The sequence below is a fragment of the Pseudarthrobacter sp. HLT1-3 genome (assembly GCF_059383535.1).
In genome coordinates this window covers 1-1107 of sequence record NZ_JBWZCJ010000068.1, presented here as the reverse complement: position 1 = coordinate 1107, position 1107 = coordinate 1, and the positions used below count along the sequence as shown (strand labels likewise).

The following is a 1107-nucleotide window of genomic DNA, read 5'->3' as shown; positions in this document are numbered from 1 at the left end:
GCCCTCGAAGCCGGTGACGTAGCCGGCGACCGTGTCGATGCCGACGCGGACCAGGTGGTCCCACATGTCCTGCGCGGCTTCCTGGTCCGGAGCCAGCAGCACGAGCGGGTTCTTGTCGGTTTCCGGGTTCACGACCCAGGCGCCGAAGCTGGCGACGGACTTGCCGGCCGGTACGTTCAGCGAGCCGGTCACGGTGCCCTGGTGGACCTGGTCGTTGGGGCGGGTGTCGATGAAGGTCACCGTGTCCGCGGCGAGATCCTTCGCGACGGCGGCGGGGTCCAGTTCCTGCAGCGGGGCGCGTTCGCCCATCACCGCCGGGCCTTCCCGGTTCTCGCGCTTCATCCGGCCGAAGTAGGCGTGGGCGTCGGGCTGGCCGTCGAGGAGTTCATCAACGAAGCCCTGCTCGTCGTTGGCCGCCAGGTAGGGGGCCCACCAGGCGTAGAGCCGCTCGTAGCCGACCGTGGAGGACGGGATCGCGCCCAGGGCTTTGCCGCAGGCACTGCCGGCGCCGTGCGCCGGGTGGACCTGGACATAGTCCGGCAGGGTCAGGAACTTATCGCGCAGGCTGGCGAAGAGCTGCTTCGCCCCGGCGAAGCGGGTGTCGATCCCGCCGGCCGCTTCATCCAGCAGGTCCGGCCGGCCCAGGTCCCCGGAGAAGACGAAGTCGCCGGAGAGCAGGTAGCCGGGGTGGTCGCTGAACGCACCGTCGGTGACCAGGAAGGACAGGTGTTCCGGGGTGTGGCCCGGGGTGTGCACGGCCTGGATGCTGATGTTGCCCAGGGTGATCTTGTCGCCGTCGAACAGCCGTTCGCCGTCGAAGCCGTACTGCCAGTCCGGTCCGCCCTCGCCCGAGACGTAGATCGTGGCGCCGGTCGCGGCGGCCAGCTCACGGGTGCCGGAGAGGTAGTCGGCGTGGATGTGGGTCTCGGTGACCGCCACGATCTTCATGCCGTTCTTCTCCGCCAACGCCTGGTACACCGCGATGTCACGGCGGCCGTCCACCACCACGGCCTCACCTTTCGCCTGGCAGCCAATCAAATAGCTCGCCTGGGCGAGGTCCTCGTCGTAAATGCGTTCCAGAAGCATGTGCTCTCCTTCGTTAAGAGG

The 1107-nt window shown here is 68.4% G+C and carries 1 protein-coding gene; it reads right to left on the bottom strand.

Annotated elements, in window-relative coordinates:
* Positions 1-1086, bottom strand: a 1086-nt coding sequence (locus AC50X9_RS21230; protein ID WP_494897069.1) for an MBL fold metallo-hydrolase, incomplete at its 3' end; no start/stop codon positions are given.
* Positions 1087-1107: the final 21 nt, after the last annotated feature.